Source organism: Arthrobacter sp. 135MFCol5.1, from assembly GCF_000374865.1.
Lineage (GTDB): Bacteria > Actinomycetota > Actinomycetes > Actinomycetales > Micrococcaceae > Arthrobacter.
The window spans coordinates 320,453-341,506 of record NZ_KB895454.1 but is presented as its reverse complement, the minus strand read 5'-3'; the positions used below and the strand labels follow the sequence as shown (position 1 = coordinate 341,506).

The window sequence follows — 21,054 nt, the reverse complement described above, 5'->3', positions numbered from 1 at the left end:
TGGGAGTGTCCCGTTTGGGGAGGGACACCAGAAGACCATAACCCGCCGACCCTCCCATTGTCACGTTTAGATAACATGCGAGGTTCTTCTCTCGTATTCAACCAGCGATTGGATGGGTCCGATCCACCCTCGCCGGGCTCCCGCCGGTCCGGCACCGGACCAAACGGGTAACAAAGCAGGCACGGCCGCCTTTCCGCTCCGGCGTGCCGCCGGTATGCTTCGGGACTATGCCCCTGTTCGTGACCATGCCCACGTCCCCGCTGGTGGGGGGACTGCTCGCCATCGCAGTGGCAGCGGCCACGGTCCTGCCTGCCACGGCAGACGAGCCTGCACCTCCCGGTGGGTATCCGTCCTGGGCTGACGTGCAGCAGGCGCAGTCTTCCGAGGCAGCGAAAGTGGCAGAGATCACCACCATCAACGGGCTCCTGGACGGCCTCCAGACCCAGGCTGAAGCCGCCGGTAACACGGCGGTCCGGGCAGCGGCCGACTACGCCGCAGCCGACGCCGGGCTGCAAGCGGCATCGGTCAGGCTGGATTCATTGTCCACCCAGGCTGCCCGCGCCAACGACGAACTGGCCCGTCATCGCAAGGAAATCGGAGCGCTTGCCGTCCAGGCGTACAAGACGGGCGGGACCAATACCGGATTCTTCGTGGCCCTTGATGCCCTGCGGAACAACAGCGTCCAAGGGCTCAACCTCGTCCAGCTGGTGGGCGACAAGACTGCTGCTCTGGTGGAGAAAGCTGCGGCTGCCGGAAAAGTTGCCGCATCCCTGGCAGAGCAGGAAAAAGTGGCCCGCACTGAGCGGGAACGACTGTCCGGGGAAGCAAAAGCCAAACTGGACGCAGCCCGCTCCGCCCAGGACGCGCTTGCCCGGCAGGTAAATGACGAACAGCAGCACAGCACCGAACTGACCGCCCAGCTGGCCTCGCTGAAGGGAACGACGGCGGCACTTGAGGGGGAGTATCGCCAGGGCCAGGCGGCGCTGGCTGCCTATGAAGCGGCCCAGGAGGCCAAGCGCGCCGCTGCGGCGGAGCAGGCCCGCCGGCAGGCCGAAGCCGCGGCGCAGGCTGCCGCGGCCGCAGCCCGGCAGCCCAAACCCGCGGCTGCGGCTCCGGCCGGCAACGCGGCGGTACCGGCCCCGCCGGCCGACCCGGTTCCCGGCAGTCCGCCGCAGCCTGCCCTGCCAGGCCCGCCGCCCGTCGTCGTTCCCTCCGTCCCGGGCGGTGCCGTCAATGATCCTGCCGGCGCCAAGGCCTATGCCTCAGGACGCCTGGGTGCCCTCGGCTGGGGCGCCGACCAGTTCCAGTGCCTGTCCCAGCTGTGGACCAAGGAATCCGGCTGGCTGACCACGGCCACGAATGCCTCATCCGGGGCCTATGGCATAGCCCAGGCCCTGCCGCCGGGAAAGTACGCCAGCGCCGGAAGCGACTGGCTGACGAGTTACCGGACGCAGATTGACTGGGGGCTCGGCTACATCCGCGACCGCTACGGGTCCCCGTGCGGCGCCTGGAGCCATTCCGTCGCCCTGAACTGGTACTGACTGGCGCGCTAGGCTTTCCGCATGCCAGATTTCGAACGGTTCAGGGTGCTGCTCGAAGAGGAACGGGCCCGGAGGTTGGCCCTGTTGCCGGCGCTGCGGGCTGATATCGACGCGGCCAACGCGGCCCGGCAGGACTCCAACGTCGATGACGAACACGATCCCGAGGGCGCCACGATCGCCTTCGAACTGTCGCAGGCGTCGGCATTGTTGAAGCAGAGTTCAGCCGGGCTGGACCAGGTGGAGGCAGCCCTGGAGCGGCTGGCCAACGGCACATATGGAACCTGTGCGGTCTGCGGCGAGCCCATCGCGGCCGGCAGACTCGAGGCGCGGCCTTGGACCCCATTCTGTATCCTTCATGCCTCTGCGGGGCGGGGGCGGTGACCGAGGTGCCCGACGTCGCGGCTGCTGCTGAATTTATCGACCGGACCCTTCAGAACGAGGGTGCCTGGTATCGGGCCGACGAGGTGGGCTACCGGCTGGGCGGAGCCCTGGCCTCCTACGGGTCTTCGATCGGCGCAGTCCGCGGCACAGTCCGGGACGCCCTTCGGAAGTTCAAGGACATGGGCCATGACACCACGGTCATGCTGGCCTCCGCCCTGTGGGGCCAGCCGAAACCAGGCTCGCAGCCGGTCTTCGAACGCCGGCTGGCCGCCGTTGTCCTGCTGCAAACAAAGGTGCAGGTGCTGCGGCATTCGGACCTCACCCGGCTGGAGGGCTTTCTCCGCTCGGCCCAGGCGGCAGAGCTGGCCGGGCCTTTGGTCTCCGACGTCCTGGTGCCCTTGCTGGCCGGCTTGGACCACCGAGACCGCCAGCGGGCCGCGGCTGTCCTGGCGCGCTGGCGTGAAGACCCTGAATCCCAACTCCAAACGGCAGCACGCCTCCTGGAGAAAGAGTTGACACAATGACCTGCAGGCCACAGAGGAGAGCCCATGAGTGAAGCGTTTGACCTGGAACGATTCGTCGCCGCCCAAGACAGTGGGGGAACCTACCGAAGCGCGCTTGGCGAACTGCAGCTCGGCAACAAGACCGGGCACTGGATGTGGTTCATTTTCCCCCAAGTTGCCGGGCTGGGGCAGAGCGCCACCTCGCGGACTTACGCCATCTCGTCCCTGGCAGAGGCACGGGCCTACCTGGACCACCCCGTCCTGGGCCCGCGCCTTCTTGAGTGTGCCTTGGCTCTCACCACGCATTCCGGCCGTTCGGCGTCGGACATCCTTGGCGGAATCGATACGCAGAAGCTCCGTTCGTCCATGACACTGTTTCTCCGGGCCGCGCCCGGAGAAACAGTGTTCAAGACGGTCCTGGCCCAATTTTTTGATGGCGAGCCGGATCCTGCCACGGATGAGCTCCTGGCCGGCCAGGAGGCCGCCGAATAACCGGAGGGCCCGCCGTGTTGGGCGGCCGGGAGCCTAGGGCGTGGGGCTGCCGCCGTTGACATTCAGTGTCTCGCCGACCACGTAGCTGGACTCGGGTGAGGCCAGGAAGACGTAGGCGGGGGCCAGTTCAGCGGGCTGGCCGGCGCGGCCCAGGGGAGTGGATTGGCCGAACTCGGGCAATTCTTCCTTGGGCTGGCCGCTGCTGACCTGCAGCGGAGTCCAGATGGGCCCGGGCGCCACCGCGTTGACCCGGATTCCCTTGGGCGCAAGCTGTTGAGCCAGGCCCTTGGTGAAGTTGTTGATGCTGGCCTTGGTGGTGGCATAGTCCACCAGGGTCGGCGACGGGTTGTAGGCCTGGATGGACGTGGTGTTGATGATGGTGGAGCCGGCGGGCATGTGCGGCACGGCAGCCTTCGTGACCCAGAACATGGCGTAGACGTTGGTCTTGAGCGTGTGGTCGAACTGCTCATCCGATATGTCCTGCAGATCCTCCTGTGCAACCTGCTTTCCGGCGTTGTTGACCAGGACGTCAACCCCGCCCAGCACTGCCACGGCAGTATCCACCAGTTCGCGGCACGCTGCGGAATCCTTCAGGTCGCCCGGCACCTTGACCGCCTTCCGGCCTGCGGCCTCAATGATCCCGGCGATGCGCGCGGCGTCTTCCTCTTCCTGCGGCAAGTAGGAAAGGACGACGTCGGCGCCTTCCCTGGCGAAGGCGATGGCCGTCGCGGCGCCGATCCCGGAGTCCGCGCCGGTAACGATGGCCCGGCGGCCTTCCAGCCGGCCGGTGCCGCGGTAGGTTTCCTCACCCAGGTCGGCCTTGGGCTCCAGGTCGGCGTCCAGGCCCGGTTCGGGCTGGTGCTGCTTGGGCGGGGAGATCTTTTCGTAGGCGGTCACGGGATTGCGGAAGGTGTACTGGTCAGTCATGGTGGTCCTCCTGTTCGGGTGGGACGCGGGCCCATTGGTGGCCCGGGACATGAAGCAGCCGGCAATTGCGGAAAGGGTAGCCAACAAAAACTAAGCTTGCTTACTGTTCCAGCCTAGGCAATTCCGGCCGCCGTGCCAAGCGGCTCACCGCGGGACCTCCACCAGCCGGACCCCGGCAAGGGCGCCATCGTCGAGTACCGCCTCCATATAGGTGCAAACCGGCTGGCGCCGGCGGTCCGTAGGCGACCCGGGGTTCAGCAGCCGAAGCCCGCGCGGTGACACCGTGTCCCAGGGGATGTGGCTGTGGCCGAAGACCAGCACATCGGCGTCCGGGTACAGCGCTTCGCACCGGAGCTCGCGTCCTGTGGCCGGCCCGGTCTCATGGACCATGGCAAAGCGGACCCCATCCAGGGCGGCGGTTGCCGTTTCCGGCAGGCGCCGGCGCAGTTCGGGACCGTCGTTGTTGCCGTAGACGGCCAGCAGCCGTTTGCTCCGGCGTTCGAATTCGTCCAGCAGGGCTGCCTCCACCCAGTCGCCGGCGTGGAAAACCACATCGGCATTTTCGACGGCGGACCACACCTGCCCCGGCAGGTCCCTGGCGCGTTTTGGTACATGGGTGTCGGCGAGCAGGACGAGGTTCAGCGGCATACCGGAAATCCTGCCATGCGGCACTGTTCCGGTGCGCCCGCGGGTCGTACCCTTGGGCCGTGGAGGTGATTGCCATGGAGGCAGCCCAAGGCGACCGGATCGTGGTGCGCGGCAGGAACGTGGGGTCCGCGGACCGGCACGGGGTGATCCTGGAGGTGCGCGGCCAAGGCGGCGGCCCGCCCTACCTGGTCCGGTTCGACGACGGCCACGAAACAGTCATGTACCCGGGCGGTGATTTCGCCGTCGACCACGGACAGGGCACCTGACGTCCCGCCGCTTCACCTGTCAAACTGGGGCAATGGACCATTACCCGCCCTCCAGCCTGTCCTCCACTCCGCCGCCGCGGACCGGCCCCCGCGATCCGGGCGACGCCTGGGTGGAAGGTGACCGCGGCCGGTTCTGGGGCAGGTTCGGAGCGGCCGGGGTCCTGGCCTGGGATCCCGCCAAGGGAGTCCTGCTGCAGCACCGCGCGGTATGGAGTCACAACGGCGGAACCTGGGGCCTGCCCGGCGGGGCCCTGCACCAGGGCGAAGAGCCGGTTGACGGCGCCCTCCGGGAGGCCTACGAGGAAGCGTCGGTTCCGCCCGGCAACGTCGACGTTCTCTTTACCTCCGTGCTGGACCATGGCTACTGGTCCTACACCACCGTGGTGGTCCGTGTGCGGGAGTCCTTTGAGCCGGTCATCAGCGATCCGGAGAGCATTGCCCTTCTCTGGGTTCCGGTGGCTGAGGTCCACGGCATGGAACTCCACCCCGGTTTCGCAGCAGCCTGGCCGGACCTGATGGCACAACTGGACGCCGGGGAGTCCTGGTAATTGGCGGCGTTGCAGCCGGGCCTAGTAGCCTTCGCCGTACTCGGCTGTCACCAGGATGGGCAGGTGGTCTGAATTGCCGCGCGGAAGGGTTTCCACGCTGGCGATATCCAGCCCCAGGGAGGTGGCGAAGTCGAAATGGCCCTTGAAAACCTTGTACCGGGTGTAGGTGCGCCGGTTGCTCAAGGAGAGGGCATAGCCGGAGTTCTTCATGTGCATATCCAGGTTCTTGGTGAAGAACGGATAATTGAAGTCGCCCACCATCAGCGTCATCAGGCCTTTGCCCATGCTGAGCAGTTCCGCGTGGGCCGCGTGGATCTGCTTTCGCCGCAATGAGTTCGACGCCGTCAGGGGTGCTGCGTGGAACGAGCCGATCACCAGTTCGTGTTCGGTCTGGTTGTCCATGACCCGCGTGCCGATCAGCCGCTCATGGGCCGGTGCAAGGACCCTGTCGTGCATCGATTTCTTCAACGCGAAGGACTGCGTGTCCAGGGCCGTGAACCTGCTGGTCCGGTAGTAGATGGCCAGGCCCAGCCTGTTGCCCTTGGTGGCATCCGCCAGATGGAGGGGGCCCAGGGTCTCCGGGAGGTCGCTGGAATCCACCTCCTGGAGGCACAGCGCATCGACGTCGTGATTCCGTGCCAGGGCGAGAAGTTCGCCGCTTGCGGCATGCTTGCGGAGGTTGTAGCTGATGACGCGCATGAAACACCTCTTTTGAGGGTTGCTGACAGGACCAGTTCCTGAGTGTAGTCCGCTTGGCTGTGGTACCCGCCAACATTTCGTTGCCTGCCGCGTCGCGGCGCACTCACTGGCGATAGGGTTAGTGGCAATTCACTGAACTTTGCTTAAGGGGCCAGCTTTGACTGCAGACCTGCCTGAACTCGCCGAGGGCAACTTCTATTACCAGGAACTGGGCGGGGGCCGGTTCCGGTCAACCATCCATGCCCAGGGTGCCTGGAACACCCACGAGCAGCACATGGCGCCGGCCTCGGGCCTGATGGCTGACCTCCTGGAACGGCACCAGCCGCGCGACGACATGCGGATGGCCCGGATCAGCTACGAGATCCTGGGATTGATCCCCGGTGGCGACTTCCGGATCGAGACCACCACGCTGCGGCCAGGCAGGACCATTGAACTTGTGCAGGCCGAACTGGTGGCCGGCGGCCGTACCGCCATCCGTGCCACGGCGTGGCGCATGCTGACCAGCGATACCAGCCCGGTAGCAGAGGTCGAAGACACGGCCATACCGGGCCCGGACGAATGCAAGCCGTATGACGGCTCGGCCGTGTGGCCGGGAGGCTACATCCGTTCCCTGGAAATGCGGGTGGCTGAGGGGCACCGCCCCGGCGCCGGGAAAGTGTGGCTCCGCACCGGGCACCCGCTGACCGACCGGGCCGACACTGGCGACCTGGCGCGGCTGATGGGAATGGTGGACACGGCCAACGGAATCGCCGCCAGGGTCCCGCCCGGCAAGGACAGCTATGCCTTCCCCAACCTGGACCTGCAGATCCACATGTACCGCCGGCCGCAAGGGGAGTGGCTGGGGCTGGACAACGCCGTTTCCTTCGGCTCGGACGGGATTGGGCTGACGTCCACGGTGCTGCACGACCGGCAGGGACCTTTCGGCCGGGCGGAGCAAATCCTCACCTTGCGCAGGACCTGACGCCGCCTGGGCCTTTCCGGCCCCGGAAACCGGCCGTCCGGCTATGGTGCCGGAATGTATCGCTGAGTATCGTTGTGTATCGTTCGCGATTGACGAAGGAGTGCATCATGCGTGGTTCAAACCCTGCAGGCGGGTTCGGCGGGAACAACCTGGACGGAATGTGGCAAGCGGTCGAAGAGTTTCGCTCCAGGTTCGAGAAACGGGCTGGAACCCGGGCCGGGAAAGGCGAGGTCCGGGCGGCGATTCTGGCGCTGCTCGCTGAGCAGCCCATGCACGGTTACCAGGTCATCCACGAGATTGAGGAGCGCAGCGGCGGCAGCTGGAAGCCGAGCGCAGGGTCCGTCTACCCCACCTTGCAGCTCCTGGCAGACGAAGGGTCCATCAGGGCCGAGGAATCCAACGGCAGGAAGATCTACTCGCTGACCGATGCGGGCCGCGAAGAGGCGGCTGACTTGCACGGGTCCGCGCCCTGGGATCCCGCGGCCGCCACCTTCGGAACCGGCGGCGCCTCCCTTCCGAAGGCCGGGATTGAGCTGGCCCAGGCCGCGGCGCAGGTGGGCAGGACCGGTTCACCGGACCAGGTGCAGCAGGCAGTGGCGGTGCTCGACGAGGCCCGCCGGCGGCTGTACGCCATCCTCGCGCAGGACTGACCCGGGTGGCGCTGACCGTACGGGACCGGGCCGACCCGGCGTCGCCCATGCGGGAACACCGCGGCCGGTACCGGCGGATCCTCCGGTTTGCCGCCTGGCATCTTGCCACCACGTGGTGGTTCGAACTGCTGCTGCCCAGGGTGGGGCTGGGCAGCATCTCCACGCGGACACGGTCCCGACGGATGCAGAACTTTGCCCGCCGGTTCCACGACCTGGCCATCGACCTCGGCGGCCTGATGATCAAGGTGGGGCAATTCCTGTCCTCCCGGCTCGACGTTCTCCCGCCCGAAATCACCAAAGAACTCGAAGGGCTTCAGGACGAGGTGCCGCCCGTGGCCTTCCCGCTGATCGCCGCCCTGGCAGAGCGTGAACTGGGTGCCCCCGTGGGCCGGGTCTACGCCAGCGTGGACGAATCCGCGATTGCGGCCGCCTCCCTGGGCCAGGCCCACCGCGCCCGCCTGAATCTCCTGGACGCCGAAGATACGGGCCTGGACGCCGTCGTCATGAAGGTACAGCGTCCGGGCATCGGCGCGATCGTCGACGTCGACCTCGCCGCCCTTCGGAAGGTGGCCGGTTGGCTCAGCCATGTCCGCCTCGTCTCCCGACGCGCGGACATGCCGGCGCTGGTGGAGGAATTCGCCCAGATCAGCCTGCAGGAGATTGACTACCTGCGCGAGGCCGTCAACGCCGAACGCTTCGCCGCAGACTTTGCCGGCGACGCCAGGGTCGCAGTGCCGGAAGTCGTCTGGGAGCGCACCACCCGCCGCGTACTCACGCTCGAGGACGTCACGGCCATCAAAATCACCGATGCGGGAGCGCTCCGGACCGCCGGCATCGATCCCGCCGCGGTGGCCCCCGTTTTCGCGTCCATCATGTTCGACCAGCTCTTCACCAACGGGTTCTTCCATGCCGACCCGCATCCGGGCAACATCTTCGTCACGCCTGTCCCTGCAGGGACGGGGGGACCTGGCTGGAAGCTGACGTTCATCGACTTCGGCATGATGGGGGAGGTCACGGCTTCCACGCGCAGCGGCCTGCGGAAGCTCCTGATCGCTGCGGCCGCGCGCGACGGCAAGGGACTCGTGGCGGCGATCAACGACGTCGGCGTGCTGATGCCGTCGGCGGACAGCGCAGGACTGGAACGGGCCATGACCCAGCTTTTCGCCCGCTTCGGCGGCATGGGCTTTGCCGAACTCCGCGAGGTGGACCCCCGCGAGTTCCGCGACTTCGCGGTGGAATTCGGTGACGTGGTCCGCTCGCTGCCATTCCAGCTGCCGGAGAACTTCCTCCTGATCATCCGCGCCATGTCCCTGACGTCAGGGGTATGCAGCGCCCTGGATGAGCGCTTCAACCTCTGGGACTCAGTGGAACCCTACGCCGCGCAGCTGCTGCGGAACGAACGCGGCAACGTGGTCCAGGACGTGGCCCGGCAGGCCCTCGATGCCGCCGCTACCGCCTTCCGCCTGCCCGGCAGGCTGGACGCCCTGGCCGGCCGGCTCGAGGAAGGATCGCTTGAGGTCGCAGTCCCGCGGCTGGAGCGGCAGGCTGCCCGGCTGGAAAGGGCGGCGCGGCGCTCCGGTTCGGCCCTGGTGTTCGGTGCGCTGCTGGTGGCGGGCGCCATCGTCCGCTCTGACGACCTGGTTTTCGGCAACGTCCTGATGGCCGTTTCTGCCGTTCCCTTGATGCACGCAGTGTGGGCAGGGCGCCGGGGCCGTTAAGGCCCGTGCCGTCGTCGGGCGTAACCTAAGGGAGGCCTGTCCGCCGGCGGCCATCGACCCCAGGGAGTTCAGCAACAATGCACCACACCGGTACCGACGCCCGCCCGCTGACTGTGGTGCGGCAGGACGTGTCCCTCGGCGCGGGACGTGACCTCGAATTCGGGCTGGAGCTGCTGGCCAGGGCCAGGTCAGGCAGCCTCGGTCCCACCCTGCGCCTGTACCGGCCCGCTCCCACCGTCGCCTTCGGGCAACGGGACACCCGGTTGCCCGGATTTGATGCGGCCGCACGGGCCTGCCTGGCCAACGGATTTGAGCCCTTGGTCCGCAGGGCCGGGGGACGGGCCGCCGCCTACCACCAGGGGACCTTGGTGGTGGACCACATCGAACCGGACGCCGACGCAGTAGCCGGGTCCAAAGCCCGGTTCGCCTATTTCGGTGAGCTCTTTGCCCAGGCTCTGCGAAGCGTCGGGGTCCAGGCCGCGGTAGGGGAAATTCCCGGCGAATACTGCCCCGGCGAGTTCAGTGTGCACGGAACCGATGCGGCCGACAGCTCCCGCCGCGTGAAGCTGGTCGGCACCGCCCAACGGGTGGTTTCCGGTGGCTGGCTGTTCAGCTCGGTGATTGTGGTGGAGGATTCAGGCCCGATCCGGAAGGTGCTCACGGACAGCTATGCCGCCCTCGGCCTGGACTGGGACCCGTCCACGGCCGGCGCCGCCGACGACCTGGTACCCGGGCTGGATGTGGCGGCCGTGGAGCATGCCCTCCTGGAAACGTATGCGGGCCACGCCACCCTGGAAACTGCTTCCTTCAGCAGCCTGGGGGCGTGACCCGCATCAGTTCTTCGGCGCGAAGCCGGCTGTCTCCTGCCGCTTAGGCAGCGAGCCTGCTTTGGACCTCAGCAGCTGACGGGTTGGTGGCAGCGGAGCCGTCCGGGAACAGGACGGTGGGAACGGTGCGGTTGCCGCCATTCAGCTTCTCCACGAGTTCGGCGGTGCCGTCCACCTCTTCGATGTTGATTTCCGTGTAGCCGATGCCCTTTGCGTCCAGCTGCTTCTTCAGCCGGTTGCAATAGCCGCACCAAGTAGTGGAAAACATGGTGATGGTGCCGGATTCGGGAGTGAAGTCCACGCGGATCTCCTAAACGTCGCTTGAAAGGTTTCCTTACGGTCAACGGTAGCGTGGCCGCCGGTATTCCCGGACTTTCCGGGGCGGCGGGGCGGCTGCATGACAGTATGTGGCGACGGTGGCATGCTGGTCCCATGTGTGGACGCTACGTAATGGCACGCGCCGTGGGGGACCTGCTGGCCGAGTTCGACGCCGAGTTGGAGGAGGAGGTCAGCATCCCGCCGTCGTGGAACGTAGCGCCAACGGACGCCGTCCCCATCGTCCTGGAGCGGCTGGTGGAGGATGCTGCAGGGGCCCGGCAGGTACGGCAGTTGCATGTGGCCCGCTGGGGCCTGGTCCCGTCCTGGGCCAAGGATCCCGGGATCGGGTCGCGCATGATCAACGCCCGCAGCGAATCGGTGCTGGAGAAGCCTGCGTTCAGGAAGGCCGTGAAGTCACGCCGCTGCGCCGTCCCCGCCGACGGGTACTACGAATGGAAGCAAGGGCCCGGGAAGTCCAAGCAGCCCTATTATGTGCACCCCGGTGAGGACCACGGGCTGGTATTCGCCGGCCTTTACGAGTGGTGGAAGGACCCGTCCATTCCGGAAGGGGAACCAGGGCGCTGGCTGCTGTCCACTTCCATCCTCACGGCGGACACCCCACCGCCCGGGACTGAATCCACCATCTTCGGGAAGCTGACGGAACTGCACGACCGCGTGCCCCTGCCCATGGACAAGGCCACCACGCAGGCTTGGCTGGACCCGCAGGCTGACGACGCAGCCGCCCTTGTGGACCTGGTGCGGGCCGGGGTCAAGGAAGCTGCCGCCGACTGGCACGTGGAGTCCGTGGGCAAGGACGTGGGGAACGTCCGCAACAACGGACCGGACCTGATCCGCCCTGTGGAGGCACTGTTCTAGCAGCCACTGCCCAGGGTGCGGACGCCGTCACACGGTGACCGTGCCGGCGTCGTCCACGGTCCACGTGGGGTTGTAGGCGACTTCCCAGCGGAAGCCGTCAGGATCCGCGAAGTACCCCGTGTAGCCGCCCCAGGGCTGGGTAACGGGTTCGGCGATGATGGCTGCCCCCGCCGCTGCGGCCTCTTCCATGACCCGGTCCACGTCCCCGGCGCTGGCCAGGTTATGGCTGAGGGTGATGCAGGGAACCCCGTCCGGCGGGCTGACGCCTGCCTCCGCCTGCATCTGCCGGGCGTCCCAGAGGGAGAGCACCAGTCCGTGGTTCACCTGGATGAACAGCACCTCCCCGGCAACCTCGCGGTGGACCGGCCAGCCGAGGCCGTCGATGTAGAAAGCCCGCGACCGGTCAACGCTGCGGACGCCGAGGGAGATAAAGTCGACTCTTGGCTCCATGCTTCGATACTGTCAGATGATGGCGACAATTCAAGGAAACGATCGGGATGCCCAGGCCGACAGGGAACAGCTCGCAGCTGTCCGGGTTGCCGTCGATGAGGTGGATGACCAGATTGTTACCCTCATCGCCCGCCGCGAGCGGCTGATCCGGATCGCCGGCACCCTGAAAGGCGACGACGCCGAGGTGCGGGCCCCCGGCCGGGTGGAGCGGATCATCGAGCACGTCCGGGCCGCGGCAGAGAAAAAAGACATTGACCCGGACATCGTCGAGTCAACCTACCGGGCCATGATCTCCGCGTTCATTGAACTCGAACTGAAGATCCATAAGGAAAACAGCTAAGGAAACCCCTACAGGGTTTCCTCTACCGGAACCCCATGCTGGAACTCCCGCCCGTCCGCCTCGCTGAAGGCTGACAGGACGTGTCCTTTCCCGAGCCCGTTCAAGGCCGTGGCGGGAAAGCTCCCGGTAATGGTGTTTTCCGAGTGGGATACGCCGGACAGGTCGTAATCTTCTTCGATTCCCTGGTCCCGGTTGAACGCGTAGCAGGCAATGGCCTCACCGTTCATGAATTCAATGCAAAGCCGCCGCTGCGTTGAATAGTCCGGCGTGGCTCCCATCAAGCCCACCACGTAGGCGCCGGACTCCGGAATGGCGCCATCGATATCGAACGTGGCCACCAGGGTGGAGTCCTGGGTCTTGATGCTTGCCTGCTTCAGGAGTGCGTCATCGGTACTCATGCCATCATCCTGCTCCCTGCCGCACGGTCCGTCCACCCCCGCCTATGTTTTGCCGGCTCCCCGGCGTAGACTTGATTTATTCGAACACATATTCGAATGGAGCATTTGGGAAGAACCGTCCGGGAGGCGCGCATGGGCATGTTCAGCGAGTCCATAGACGTGGCATGTTCCCCCTCCGGGCAGCCTGAATCGTTAACGTGGGCAGGCAGGGACTATCTCGTCTGCGCAGACCCCGTCCGGTGGTATGAACGCCGCCAGTGGTGGGCTGAAGACGCCAGGGCTCCCCTGGGGAGCGGCCCTGGCGTGGTGGACCACGAAATCTGGCGAATCCAGGTGCTTCCCGCTGCTGGGAACAATGCTTCAGAACCCCTGACCCTCGACCTCACCCGGCATGTTGGCAGCGGCCGGTGGCGGCTGCTGCGGATCCATGACGCCCTTCGCCCCAGAACAGCATGAGCTTCACCCACCTTCACGTTTCCACAGCATTCAGCGCCCATTACGGCGTCTCCTGGCCGGAGGAACTTGCACAGGCCGCCGCAAGCGACGGCGCCACTGCCCTGGCATGCACCGACCGGGACGGCCTGTATGGCACCATCAAGCACCTCAAAGCCTGCATGGCTGCAGGCATCGACCCCATCGTGGGGGTGGACCTTGCGGTCTTCGACGACGACGGGGACCACCGCACGCAGGTAGCCGGGCGGGTGGTGGTGCTCGCCCGCGGGCACAACAATGGCGCGGGTTATCGTGCTCTATGCCGGCTGGTTTCCGATGCCCACGCCCGGACCTCCGGGAAGGCCGGGGGAACAGTGCCGGTAGCGGTCACCCGCGCCGAATTGGCCTCCCGGACCCTCGACCCGGCAACGCTCAAACCGGTGCTGACCGTGCTGATTGGACCGGATTCCGACGTCGGCAAGGCCATGGGAGGCAGGCGGTACCTCCGTCCCCGAACCCTTTTCAAACAATGGCTGGATGCCATGCCCGCGGGAACCGTCGTTGCAGAAATCGTCTCCCAGCTCAGCGCGCCCGGCTTCCCCCTCAGCACTGCCCATGCAGTCCGCATGCTCCGGCTCGCCGAAGAACACCACGTCCCCGCCATCCTCAGCAACGCGGTGCGGTATTGCGCTGCGGACGGGGCGCCAACCGCGGATGTCCTTGACTCTGCCCGGACGCTGAAGTCCCTGCCGGAGCTGGCAGGGGAACCGCTGCTCCAGCCCACAGGCCAGGGGTGGCTGAAAACCGCGGAACAGATGCTCGGCCTGGGAAAGGAAATCATTACCGCAGCAGGGTATGGGGCCGCTGACCTCAAGCAACTGATGGCCCAAACCGAGGCGCTCGCCGACCTCTGCCGGATGGACCCCACCTCGGACATGGGATGGAAGCAGCCCGTGGTGCCGGAGGCATCAGTCATTGGCATTACCCGGGATCCGCATATGGAACTCATCCAGCGGTGCCATGCCGGAATTGGCAGGCGGTTCCCGGGGATCGGCGGACACGACGAAAAAACGATGATGGCACGGCTTGAGCATGAGCTGGGGATCATCCGGAACCTGGGCTTCTCGTCCTACTTCCTGACTGTGGCAGAGGTATCCCGGATGATCCAGGACATGGGAGTCAGGGCGGCAGCCCGTGGGTCCGGGGCGTCCAGCCTGGTCAATTATTTGATCGAGGTAAGCCACGTAAATCCGCTGCAGCACGATCTCATCTTTGAACGGTTCCTCTCCAACGACCGTGCCACCCTGCCGGACATCGACATCGACGTTGAAAGCGCTGAACGCCACAACGTCTACCGCCAAATCTTCGAACGCTTCGGCTCAGAGCGCGTCACCCTGATGAGCATGCAAAACGGCTACCGGGCCCGCGGGGCAGTGCGCGACGCCGGGATGGCGTTGGGGATGGACGATGACGAGGTGGGGGAGATTGCCAAGCAGTTGTGGCGGTTCTCGGCCAGGAAATTCCGCGAAGCGCTGCAGGAAAAACCCGAACTCAAGGAGTTCGCCGGCCGGGTGGAGCACAAAGACGCCGACGGAAACCAGCAGCTGGACCTTCTGGTCGACCTGACGGAGCGGCTGGACCGGCTGCCCCGGCATATCTCGATGCACCCCTGCGGTGTCATCCTGGGAGACGCCACGCTCCTGGACCGCACCCCTGTCCAGCCCAGCGGCCTGGGCCTGCCCATGAGCCAGTTCGATAAACACGACATGGACCCCATGGGAATGCTCAAACTCGATGTCCTCGGCGTCAGGATGCAGAGCGCCATGGCCTTCGCGGTCCGGGAAGTGATCCGCCTGCACCCTTCCAAGGCCGAGGTGGTGGCTGCTGGCCGCCACCCGGCAGGTCCGGATGGCAGGGGACCTGACTACATCGCCGCTGACGGCCGGATCGACCTCAACGCCGTCCCCCTCGATGACGAACCGACCTATGAGCTGATCCGCAGCACCCACACCCTCGGGTGTTTCCAGATCGAATCCCCGGGCCAGCGGGAACTGATTGGAAAGCTGGCACCCCGGGAGTTCAACGACCTCATTATCGACATCTCCCTGTTCCGGCCGGGACCCATGAAATCGGACATGGTCCGTCCCTTCCTGGAACACCGCCATGGGTTCGCCCCGGAGGTGTATCCGCACCCGGACCTCAAGCCCGTTCTCCAGGAAACCCATGGAGTGACGGTCTTCCATGAGCAGATCCTCAAGACGTTCAATGTCATGACCGGTTGTGGGCTGGCCCGCGCGGACGAATTCAGGCGCGCCTTGGGCAACGAAGCGCTGGAGACTGCGGTGGAGGAATTCTTCCGCCGCGAAGCCCGTGCCCGCAATTACGCTCCTGACGTGGTGGACAAGGTCTGGGGAACCCTCAAGGCCTTTGGCAGCTTTGGTTTCTGCAAGGCCCACGGTGCCGCTTTTGCCGTGCCCACCTACCAGTCTGCCTGGCTCAAGGCCCACCATCCGGAAGCGTTCCTCGCCGGGCTCTGGGAGCATGACCCGGGAATGTATCCCAAGCGGCTGCTGGTAGCCGAAGCCCGGCGTCTTGGCATCCCCATCCTGCCCCTGGACATCAACCGCAGCCAGGCGGAGTACCGGGTGGAACGGGTGGAGGAAGGCAAGGACCAGGGAAAATTGGGTATCCGATTGAGCCTGAACGGTATTTACGGGCTCTCAGCGACGGAATTGAAGCGGATTGTCGCCGGACAGCCCTACGACTCTTTGGCGGACCTCAGGGCGCGCTCGCGGCTCAGCAAGCCCAGCATCAGGCGCCTGGCGCAGCTGGGCGCCTTCGATTCACTGCACCGTGAAGCGGGAGGCCACGCAAACCGGGCCGATCTTGTGCAACACCTCCAACAACTCCAAGCAGGCAAAGGGGCACGGAAGGGAGTTGAAGTCCTTGAAGGGCAACTTTCCCTGCCCTTGGGGGATGTTGAACTGCGAAATATCAAACCCGGACTCCCGGCACCCACCCTGGTGGAGAATGTCAGGGCCGAACTCGATCTCATGGCCGTCGATGTCAGCAGCCACCTGATGGACAGCCACCGGCCGTTACTGGACAAGCTTGGCGTCACCACTGCTGACTCACTCCTCAGCCTGCGCAACGGCACCGAGGTCCTGGTGGCCGGTGTGCGGGTGGCCACCCAGACCCCTCCCATGCGCGGCGGAAGGCGGGTTGTGTTCATCAGCATCGACGACGGCACAGGCTGCGTGGACTCAGTCTTCTTCCATGAAGCCCAGGAGAGTGCAGGGCCCCTCCTTTTTGGCACCCGTTTGCTGTTGATCCGGGGCACCACCAGAAGGACCGGACCCCGGGGCATCAGCCTGAGCGCGAGCATGGCCTGGGACCTGGCCAGGACCGCGACTTTGCCGTTCCCGGAATCAACACCGCATGCGGACTCTGACGGTCCACATCCCCTTGACGGCATCAGCAGGGCACTGGCCATCACCGGTTTCAGCGGCTGAACCAAGCCCCGGGCACCACCTGCCGCGTTGGTCGGCCCCAGTCGGAACCGATAGCATTGACGATGGCTGGCTGTGGTCCCCGTATGCCACAAGCTATGAAGCCTGAACTTTGAATAGGAGACACCCGTGTCAGATGCCCAGCAGATCACCCTTCTCGTCGATGGCGAAGAGACCAAGGTGACTACCGGGACAACCGGTGCGGAACTCTTCTTTGAGCGCCGTGACGTTGTTGTAGCCCGCGTCAACGGCGAATTGAAGGACCTGGACCAGGAACTTCCCGAGGGCGCCGAAGTGGAGGGCGTCACCATCGATTCCCCCGACGGCCTGAACGTCCTGCGCCACTCCACTGCCCACGTGATGGCGCAGGCAGTGCAGCAGCTGCGTCCCGACGCCAAGCTTGGCATCGGCCCCTACATCACCGACGGTTTCTACTTCGATTTCGACGTGGCCGAGCCTTTCACCCCTGAGGACCTGAAGACCCTCGAAAAGATGATGCTCAAAATCGTCAACCAGAACCAGAAATTTGTCCGCCGCGTGGTCAGCGAGGACGAGGCCCGCGAGGCCATGAAGGACGAGCCCTACAAGCTTGAACTGCTGGGCAAGAAGGACGGCGCTGCCGAGGCCGGGGAGGGCGTTAACGTCGAGGTCGGCGCCGGTGACATCACCATTTACGACAACGTGGAGCGCAAGGAAGGCACCACTGTCTGGTGCGACCTCTGCCGTGGCCCGCACCTGCCCAACACCAAGCTCATCTCCAACGCCTTCGCGCTGACCCGGTCCTCGTCTGCCTACTGGCTGGGCAACCAGAAGAACCAGCAGCTGCAGCGCATCTATGGAACCGCCTGGCCCACCAAGGACGCGCTGAAGGCCTACCAGGAGCGCATTGCCGAGGCCGAACGCCGCGACCACCGCAAGCTCGGCTCCGAACTTGACCTCTTCTCCTTCCCGGACGAGCTTGGCTCCGGCCTGCCGGTGTTCCACCCCAAGGGCGGCATTATCCGCAAGGAGATGGAGGATTACTCCCGCCAGCGCCACGTCGAGGCCGGCTACGAGTTCGTCTACACCCCGCACATCACCAAGGGCCACCTGTACGAAGTCTCCGGGCACCTGGACTGGTACAAGGACGGCATGTTCCCCGCCATGCACGTGGACGCCGAACTCAATGAGGACGGCACCGTGCGCAAGCCCGGCCAGGATTACTACCTGAAGCCGATGAACTGCCCCATGCACAACCTCATCTTCCGCGCCCGCGGCCGGTCCTACCGCGAACTGCCCCTTCGACTGTTCGAATTCGGTTCGGTGTACCGGTACGAGAAGTCCGGCGTGGTGCATGGCCTGACCCGCGTCCGCGGCATGACACAGGACGACGCCCACATCTATTGCACCCGCGAGCAGATGAAGGACGAGCTCACCAAGACCCTGACCTTCGTCCTGGACCTGCTCAAGGACTACGGACTGAACGACTTCTACCTGGAACTGTCCACCAAGGACCCGGAGAAGTACGTGGGCGACGACGCCACCTGGGAGGAAGCCACCAGGACCCTCGCCGAGGTGGCACAGGAGTCCGGGCTGGAACTGGTACCGGACCCGGGCGGAGCCGCGTTCTACGGACCCAAGATCTCCGTGCAGGCCAAGGACGCGCTCGGCCGGACCTGGCAGATGTCCACCATCCAGTTGGACTTCAACCTGCCCGAACGGTTCGAACTCGAGTTCCAGGCCGCGGACGGAACCCGCCAGCGCCCCGTGATGATCCACCGTGCGCTGTTTGGATCCGTGGAGCGCTTCATGGGCGTCCTGACCGAGCACTACGCCGGCGCGTTCCCCGCCTGGCTGGCCCCGGTCCAAGTGGTGGGCATCCCCGTGGCGGAGGCCTTCAACGAGTACATGTTCGACGTCGTCGACGAGCTTAAAGCGGCGGGAATCCGCGCCGAGGTGGACACCTCCTCGGACCGGTTCCCCAAGAAGATCCGCACTGCCAGCAAGGACAAGATTCCATTCGTGCTCATCGCCGGCGGCGACGACGCGGAGGCAGGAGCCGTGTCCTTCCGCTTCCGCGACGGCAGCCAGGACAACGGCGTGCCCGTGGCCGAAGCGGTCAAGCGGATCACCGAAGCCGTCCGCAACCGGACCAGCTAGCCGAACGGAAGCAGCAGAGTGCAGGAGAACACAGGCGCAGGGTATCCAGGTGATGCCGGCGTTACCGACGATTTCGACCTCGCCGGTGTCCCGGACGCCTTCCAGCGCCTGTGGACTCCGCACCGCATGGCCTACATCAAGGGCGGCCAGCACCAATTCAAGAACGAAGACGATTGCCCCTTCTGCACAGGGCCCGCCCGCACAGACGAAGAAGCGCTGATCGTCTACCGGGGCAGCACCTGTTACGTGGTGCTGAACCTGTTTCCCTACAACCCCGGCCACCTTCTGGTGTGCCCCTACCGGCATATCCCGGACTACACGGACCTGACCCGTGAGGAAACAGCCGAATTCGCCGAGCTCACCCAGACGGCCATGCGGGTCCTGCGCAAGGTATCCAATCCAGGGGGCTTCAACCTTGGCATGAACCAGGGCGTTGTCGGCGGAGCAGGCATTTCCGCACACCTGCACCAGCACATCGTTCCGCGCTGGGGCGGGGACGGCAATTTCTTCCCGATCATTGCCCAGACCAAGGCCATCACCCAGACCCTGGACGAGGTCCGGCAACAAGTGGCCCAGGCCTGGCCCGGGGAGTCGGATGCTGAATAGGCACGCCCGCGGATTCTTCACCGCACTGTTCACCCCGCTGGCCCGTTGGCTGCTTCGGATGGGCGTGTCCCCGGACGCGGTGACCATCGCAGGAACCCTCGGCGTGGCGGTGGGGGCTTTGGTGTTCTACCCGTTGGGCCAGCTCTTTTGGGGAACGCTTTTTATCACGGCCTTCATCTTTTCCGACGTCCTGGACGGCATCATGGCCCGGATGCAGGACGTGAAGAGCCGCTGGGGCAACTTCCTTGACTCCACCCTGGACCGCGTCGCCGATGGCGCGCTCTTTGCCGGGGTAGCCGTCTGGTTCTACACCGGCGGCAACAATGTCATCATCGCCACGGCAGCTTTGGTCTGCCTTGTCCTGGGCATGGTTGTCTCGTACGCCCGGGCCAAGGCCGAGTCGTTGGGGTTCACCGCCAATGTGGGGATCGCGGAGCGGGCCGAACGCCTGGTGTCCGTCTTGGTGGTGACCGGCCTCACGGGGCTGGGCCTCCCCGCGGTGGTGCTCCTGGCAACACTGGTCCTCCTCGCGGCGGCAAGCCTTGTGACGGTGGTCCAGCGCATCACCTCCGTGCGCCGGCAGGCCTTGGCGGAGCCCACACCCGCGGATTAGACATGATTAAGCCTGCCGTGCGGCGGGGGACTAGTATATAAGTGCCCGGTCAAGCGACCCGGCAATCCGTGCGTGCACCTCCGGCAGCTGCCGCCGCATGCCCGGCGAAGATCATCTGTCTACCCATAGGGGTTTTTGTGTCTACACCTGATGTAAGCAACGAGGCCGGTTCGTCCGCGAACAGCGTCACGGGCAGCAGCCGCGTGAAGCGTGGCATGGCCGAGATGCTCAAGGGCGGCGTCATCATGGACGTCGTCAACGTCGAGCAGGCCCGCATCGCCGAAGACGCCGGTGCCGTGGCAGTCATGGCGCTGGAGCGTGTTCCGGCCGATATCCGCGCCCAGGGCGGCGTGTCCCGCATGTCCGATCCCGACATGATCGACCAGATCATTGACGCCGTGTCCATCCCGGTCATGGCCAAGGCCCGCATCGGCCACTTCGTCGAAGCCCAGGTCCTGCAGTCCCTCGGTGTGGACTACATCGACGAGTCCGAGGTCCTGACCCCGGCCGACTACGTCAACCACATCGACAAGTGGAACTTCAAGGTTCCCTTCGTCTGCGGTGCCACCAACCTCGGTGAGGCCCTGCGCCGCATCAACGAGGGCGCGGCCATGATCCGCTCCAAGGGCGAGGCCGGCACCGGCGACGTCTCCAACGCCACCGGCCACATGCGCAAGATCCGCTCCGAGATCGCCAAGCTCGCAGCCCTCCCCGAAGACGAGCTCTACGTCGCGGCCAAGGAACTGCAGGCACCGTACGAACTGGTCAAGGAAGTTGCCGCTGCCGGCAAGCTGCCCGTCGTGCTGTTCACCGCCGGCGGCATCGCCACCCCGGCCGACGCCGCCATGATGATGCAGCTTGGCGCCGACGGCGTGTTCGTCGGCTCCGGCATCTTCAAGTCCGGCAACCCGGCCCAGCGCGCCGCCGCCGTCGTCAAGGCCACCACCTTCTTCGATGACCCCGACGTCATCGCCAAGGCCTCCCGCGGCCTGGGCGAAGCCATGGTGGGCATCAACGTCGACGAAATCCCCCAGCCGCACCGCCTCGCCGAACGCGGCTGGTAAGTCGCTTCCGCGCCCGGTGGGCGCTGATCCTCGGCGTGCTATTCCCCGCCTTCCGCTGCCGCCATTTTTGGTGGTGGCTGGGGGCGGGGCCCCTTTTACGCACGCTGCCGGATCAGCACCCACCGTCGTGCTTTTCTTTATAGTACGA

At 65.7% G+C, this 21,054-nt stretch carries 24 protein-coding genes; 18 read left to right on the top strand and 6 right to left on the bottom strand.

What is annotated here, in order from left to right; translation table 11 throughout:
* Positions 1–227 precede the first annotated feature (227 nt).
* The 4 genes from C563_RS0107795 to C563_RS0107780 are packed head-to-tail and all read left to right on the top strand — an operon-like array spanning position 228 to position 2,917.
* On the top strand, positions 228–1,541 hold the full coding sequence (locus C563_RS0107795; protein ID WP_018761483.1) for a coiled-coil domain-containing protein: 1,314 nt from the start codon (positions 228–230) through the stop codon (positions 1,539–1,541).
* A gap of 21 nt (positions 1,542–1,562) precedes the next feature.
* Positions 1,563–1,922 (top strand): TraR/DksA family transcriptional regulator, encoded by a 360-nt coding sequence (locus C563_RS0107790; RefSeq protein WP_018761482.1) that lies wholly within the window; start codon positions 1,563–1,565, stop codon positions 1,920–1,922.
* A complete protein-coding gene (locus C563_RS0107785) occupies positions 1,919–2,446 on the top strand; it encodes a hypothetical protein (protein WP_018761481.1) in 528 nt (175 codons plus the stop codon). The genes C563_RS0107790 and C563_RS0107785 overlap by 4 nt, the downstream gene beginning before the upstream one ends.
* A 24-nt stretch (positions 2,447–2,470) precedes the next feature.
* Positions 2,471–2,917, top strand: coding sequence for a DUF1810 domain-containing protein (locus C563_RS0107780; RefSeq protein WP_018761480.1), 447 nt, complete (start codon positions 2,471–2,473; stop codon positions 2,915–2,917).
* A 33-nt stretch (positions 2,918–2,950) separates the two neighbouring features.
* Here C563_RS0107780 and C563_RS0107775 read toward each other — a convergent pair whose 3' ends face one another.
* Entirely contained in the window at positions 2,951–3,844 is an 894-nt protein-coding gene (locus C563_RS0107775) for a glucose 1-dehydrogenase (RefSeq protein WP_018761479.1), read from the bottom strand.
* A 144-nt stretch (positions 3,845–3,988) separates the two neighbouring features.
* Entirely contained in the window at positions 3,989–4,492 is a 504-nt protein-coding gene (locus tag C563_RS0107765; protein ID WP_018761477.1) for a metallophosphoesterase family protein, read from the bottom strand.
* Between the two features lie 74 nt (positions 4,493–4,566).
* Here C563_RS0107765 and C563_RS0107755 point away from each other — a divergent pair, with 74 nt between their 5' ends.
* Entirely contained in the window at positions 4,567–4,758 is a 192-nt protein-coding gene (locus C563_RS0107755; RefSeq protein WP_018761476.1) for a DUF1918 domain-containing protein, read from the top strand.
* Between the two features lie 32 nt (positions 4,759–4,790).
* Entirely contained in the window at positions 4,791–5,306 is a 516-nt protein-coding gene (locus C563_RS0107750) for an NUDIX domain-containing protein (protein WP_018761475.1), read from the top strand.
* A gap of 21 nt (positions 5,307–5,327) precedes the next feature.
* On the opposite strand, the gene C563_RS0107745 is transcribed toward C563_RS0107750, so the two are convergent.
* Complete coding sequence (locus C563_RS0107745; RefSeq protein ID WP_018761474.1) at positions 5,328–6,005, bottom strand: endonuclease/exonuclease/phosphatase family protein; 678 nt, start codon at positions 6,003–6,005, stop codon at positions 5,328–5,330.
* A gap of 157 nt (positions 6,006–6,162) precedes the next feature.
* Between C563_RS0107745 and C563_RS0107740 the strand changes: the two genes are divergently transcribed.
* From C563_RS0107740 to C563_RS0107725, 4 genes are all read left to right on the top strand, one after another.
* On the top strand, positions 6,163–6,966 hold the full coding sequence (locus tag C563_RS0107740) for a thioesterase family protein (protein WP_018761473.1): 804 nt from the start codon (positions 6,163–6,165) through the stop codon (positions 6,964–6,966).
* Positions 6,967–7,073: 107 nt separating this feature from the next.
* Entirely contained in the window at positions 7,074–7,616 is a 543-nt protein-coding gene (locus tag C563_RS0107735) for a PadR family transcriptional regulator (RefSeq protein ID WP_018761472.1), read from the top strand.
* 47 nt (positions 7,617–7,663) lie between these two features.
* Positions 7,664–9,334 carry an ABC1 kinase family protein gene (locus C563_RS0107730; protein WP_043423913.1) on the top strand — a complete coding sequence of 557 codons (1,671 nt, stop codon included), beginning with the start codon at positions 7,664–7,666 and terminating at the stop codon, positions 9,332–9,334.
* Positions 9,335–9,411: 77 nt separating this feature from the next.
* On the top strand, positions 9,412–10,161 hold the full coding sequence (locus tag C563_RS0107725) for a lipoate--protein ligase family protein (protein ID WP_018761470.1): 750 nt from the start codon (positions 9,412–9,414) through the stop codon (positions 10,159–10,161).
* A 43-nt stretch (positions 10,162–10,204) separates the two neighbouring features.
* Here C563_RS0107725 and C563_RS0107720 read toward each other — a convergent pair whose 3' ends face one another.
* Positions 10,205–10,462 (bottom strand): mycoredoxin, encoded by a 258-nt coding sequence (locus C563_RS0107720; protein ID WP_018761469.1) that lies wholly within the window; start codon positions 10,460–10,462, stop codon positions 10,205–10,207.
* Between the two features lie 131 nt (positions 10,463–10,593).
* Here C563_RS0107720 and C563_RS0107715 point away from each other — a divergent pair, with 131 nt between their 5' ends.
* Positions 10,594–11,355, top strand: a complete 762-nt coding sequence (locus C563_RS0107715) for an SOS response-associated peptidase (protein WP_081624120.1) — start codon at positions 10,594–10,596, stop codon at positions 11,353–11,355.
* Positions 11,356–11,382: 27 nt separating this feature from the next.
* Here the strand turns inward: C563_RS0107715 and C563_RS0107710 are convergent, their stop codons facing one another.
* Positions 11,383–11,805 (bottom strand): VOC family protein, encoded by a 423-nt coding sequence (locus C563_RS0107710; protein ID WP_018761467.1) that lies wholly within the window; start codon positions 11,803–11,805, stop codon positions 11,383–11,385.
* Positions 11,806–11,821: 16 nt separating this feature from the next.
* On the opposite strand from C563_RS0107710, the gene C563_RS0107705 reads away from it, so the two are divergent.
* Positions 11,822–12,145: a chorismate mutase gene (locus C563_RS0107705; RefSeq protein WP_018761466.1), complete on the top strand. Its 324-nt coding sequence runs from the start codon at positions 11,822–11,824 to the stop codon at positions 12,143–12,145.
* Between the two features lie 8 nt (positions 12,146–12,153).
* On the opposite strand, the gene C563_RS0107700 is transcribed toward C563_RS0107705, so the two are convergent.
* Positions 12,154–12,543 (bottom strand): hypothetical protein, encoded by a 390-nt coding sequence (locus C563_RS0107700; protein WP_018761465.1) that lies wholly within the window; start codon positions 12,541–12,543, stop codon positions 12,154–12,156.
* Positions 12,544–12,675: 132 nt separating this feature from the next.
* Between C563_RS0107700 and C563_RS22080 the strand changes: the two genes are divergently transcribed.
* From C563_RS22080 to pdxS, 6 genes are all read left to right on the top strand, one after another.
* Complete coding sequence (locus C563_RS22080) at positions 12,676–12,999, top strand: DUF6504 family protein (protein ID WP_081624119.1); 324 nt, start codon at positions 12,676–12,678, stop codon at positions 12,997–12,999.
* Positions 12,996–16,487 (top strand): DNA polymerase III subunit alpha, encoded by a 3,492-nt coding sequence (locus tag C563_RS0107695; RefSeq protein ID WP_018761464.1) that lies wholly within the window; start codon positions 12,996–12,998, stop codon positions 16,485–16,487. Before C563_RS22080 ends, C563_RS0107695 begins: the two co-directional genes overlap by 4 nt.
* Before the next feature lie 126 nt (positions 16,488–16,613).
* A complete protein-coding gene (gene thrS / locus C563_RS0107690; protein WP_018761463.1) occupies positions 16,614–18,623 on the top strand; it encodes a threonine--tRNA ligase in 2,010 nt (669 codons plus the stop codon).
* 18 nt (positions 18,624–18,641) lie between these two features.
* On the top strand, positions 18,642–19,229 hold the full coding sequence (locus tag C563_RS0107685; RefSeq protein ID WP_018761462.1) for an HIT family protein: 588 nt from the start codon (positions 18,642–18,644) through the stop codon (positions 19,227–19,229).
* On the top strand, positions 19,219–19,842 hold the full coding sequence (pgsA, locus tag C563_RS0107680; RefSeq protein WP_018761461.1) for a phosphatidylinositol phosphate synthase: 624 nt from the start codon (positions 19,219–19,221) through the stop codon (positions 19,840–19,842). Before C563_RS0107685 ends, pgsA begins: the two co-directional genes overlap by 11 nt.
* A 137-nt stretch (positions 19,843–19,979) precedes the next feature.
* Positions 19,980–20,906, top strand: coding sequence for a pyridoxal 5'-phosphate synthase lyase subunit PdxS (gene pdxS / locus C563_RS0107675; RefSeq protein ID WP_026264497.1), 927 nt, complete (start codon positions 19,980–19,982; stop codon positions 20,904–20,906).
* Positions 20,907–21,054 lie beyond the last annotated feature (148 nt).

What these genes read in the sequence shown, in the direction of transcription:
- C563_RS0107795 (WP_018761483.1), top strand. Translation starts at nt 228, where the DNA reads ATGCCCCTGTTCGTGACCATGCCCACGTCCCCGCTGGTGGGGGGACTG.
- C563_RS0107790 (WP_018761482.1), top strand. Translation starts at nt 1,563, where the DNA reads ATGCCAGATTTCGAACGGTTCAGGGTGCTGCTCGAAGAGGAACGGGCC.
- C563_RS0107780 (WP_018761480.1), top strand. Translation starts at nt 2,471, where the DNA reads ATGAGTGAAGCGTTTGACCTGGAACGATTCGTCGCCGCCCAAGACAGT.
- C563_RS0107775 (WP_018761479.1), bottom strand. Translation starts at nt 3,844, where the DNA reads ATGACTGACCAGTACACCTTCCGCAATCCCGTGACCGCCTACGAAAAG.
- C563_RS0107765 (WP_018761477.1), bottom strand. Translation starts at nt 4,492, where the DNA reads ATGCCGCTGAACCTCGTCCTGCTCGCCGACACCCATGTACCAAAACGC.
- C563_RS0107755 (WP_018761476.1), top strand. Translation starts at nt 4,567, where the DNA reads ATGGAGGCAGCCCAAGGCGACCGGATCGTGGTGCGCGGCAGGAACGTG.
- C563_RS0107750 (WP_018761475.1), top strand. Translation starts at nt 4,791, where the DNA reads ATGGACCATTACCCGCCCTCCAGCCTGTCCTCCACTCCGCCGCCGCGG.
- C563_RS0107745 (WP_018761474.1), bottom strand. Translation starts at nt 6,005, where the DNA reads ATGCGCGTCATCAGCTACAACCTCCGCAAGCATGCCGCAAGCGGCGAA.
- C563_RS0107735 (WP_018761472.1), top strand. Translation starts at nt 7,074, where the DNA reads ATGCGTGGTTCAAACCCTGCAGGCGGGTTCGGCGGGAACAACCTGGAC.
- C563_RS0107730 (WP_043423913.1), top strand. Translation starts at nt 7,664, where the DNA reads ATGCGGGAACACCGCGGCCGGTACCGGCGGATCCTCCGGTTTGCCGCC.
- C563_RS0107725 (WP_018761470.1), top strand. Translation starts at nt 9,412, where the DNA reads ATGCACCACACCGGTACCGACGCCCGCCCGCTGACTGTGGTGCGGCAG.
- C563_RS0107715 (WP_081624120.1), top strand. Translation starts at nt 10,594, where the DNA reads ATGTGTGGACGCTACGTAATGGCACGCGCCGTGGGGGACCTGCTGGCC.
- C563_RS0107710 (WP_018761467.1), bottom strand. Translation starts at nt 11,805, where the DNA reads ATGGAGCCAAGAGTCGACTTTATCTCCCTCGGCGTCCGCAGCGTTGAC.
- C563_RS0107705 (WP_018761466.1), top strand. Translation starts at nt 11,822, where the DNA reads ATGATGGCGACAATTCAAGGAAACGATCGGGATGCCCAGGCCGACAGG.
- C563_RS0107700 (WP_018761465.1), bottom strand. Translation starts at nt 12,543, where the DNA reads ATGAGTACCGATGACGCACTCCTGAAGCAGGCAAGCATCAAGACCCAG.
- C563_RS22080 (WP_081624119.1), top strand. Translation starts at nt 12,676, where the DNA reads ATGGGCATGTTCAGCGAGTCCATAGACGTGGCATGTTCCCCCTCCGGG.
- C563_RS0107695 (WP_018761464.1), top strand. Translation starts at nt 12,996, where the DNA reads ATGAGCTTCACCCACCTTCACGTTTCCACAGCATTCAGCGCCCATTAC.
- pgsA (WP_018761461.1), top strand. Translation starts at nt 19,219, where the DNA reads ATGCTGAATAGGCACGCCCGCGGATTCTTCACCGCACTGTTCACCCCG.